The sequence below is a fragment of the Methylorubrum aminovorans genome (assembly GCF_022179725.1).
GTDB lineage: Bacteria > Pseudomonadota > Alphaproteobacteria > Rhizobiales > Beijerinckiaceae > Methylobacterium > Methylobacterium aminovorans.
Window position 1 is genome coordinate 1 of sequence record NZ_BPRC01000087.1, and the last position, 1,088, is coordinate 1,088.

Annotated in this window: 1 protein-coding gene; it reads left to right on the forward strand. The window is 64.8% G+C overall.

Features of this window, described 5'->3' with window-relative positions:
* Positions 1 to 1,088 (forward strand): oxalate/formate MFS antiporter (gene oxlT, locus MFF24_RS28605; protein WP_238229217.1); only part of this gene is annotated, 1,088 nt, incomplete at both ends.

A 1,088-nucleotide genomic window follows, 5' to 3' on the forward strand; every position in this document is an offset into this window, starting at 1 on the left:
TTCGGCGTCATCTGCATGGTGGCTGCGGCCAACATTCAGTACGCCTGGACCCTGTTCGTCCCTGAGATCCAGAAGACCTTCGGCTGGGATCGTGCCGCGATCCAGGTCGCCTTCACGATCTTCGTCGTCGTCCAGACCTGGCTCACCCCGATCGAGGGCTACTTCATCGACAAGTACGGCCCGAGCCGTGTCGTGATGTTCGGCGGCCTGATGACCGGCGCGGCCTGGGTCATGAACTCCTACGCCACCTCGCTGAGCGGGTTCTATCTCGGCTCCGTCCTCGGCGGCATCGGCGTCGGCTGCGTCTACGCCACCTGCATCAACAACGCCCTGAAGTGGTTCCCGGACAAGCGCGGCCTCGCCGTCGGTCTCACCGCGGGCGGCTACGGTGCGGGCTCGGCCCTGACGATCCTGCCGATCGCCAAGATGATCGACGCCGGCAGCTACGCCCAGGCCTTCTTCGTCTTCGGCCTGATCCAGGGCACGGTCATCATCCTGGCCTCCATCTTCATGCGCTCGCCGGCCAAGGACGAGGTCAAGTTCTCGACCAAGGTTCTGCAGACCCGCCGCGACTACACCCTCGGCGAAGCCCTGCGCACGCCGGTCTTCTACGTCATGCTGCTGATGTTCACCTGCACGGTGACCGGCGGCCTGATGGCGGTGGCCCAGCTCGGCGTCATCGCGACCGACCTCGGCGTGAAGAACTTCCAGGTGAACCTGTACTTCTTCGCCATGGCCGCGCTGCCCTTCGCCCTGATGCTCGACCGCGTCATGAACGGCATCTCGCGTCCGCTCTTCGGCTGGATCTCGGACCGGATCGGCCGTGAGAAGACGATGTTCATCGCCTTCTCGATGGAGGGCATCGGCATCGTGGCGCTGGGCTACTTCGGCTCGAACCCCTGGGCGTTCGTGATCCTGTCCGGCATCGTGTTCCTGGCCTGGGGCGAGGTGTACTCGCTGTTCAGCGCCACGGCTGCCGACACCTTCGGCTCGAAGCACATCGGCAAGATCTACGGCGTCCTCTACTGCGCCAAGGGCTTTGCCGCTCTGTTCGTGCCGGTCGGCAACCTGCTGATGCAGGCCACGGG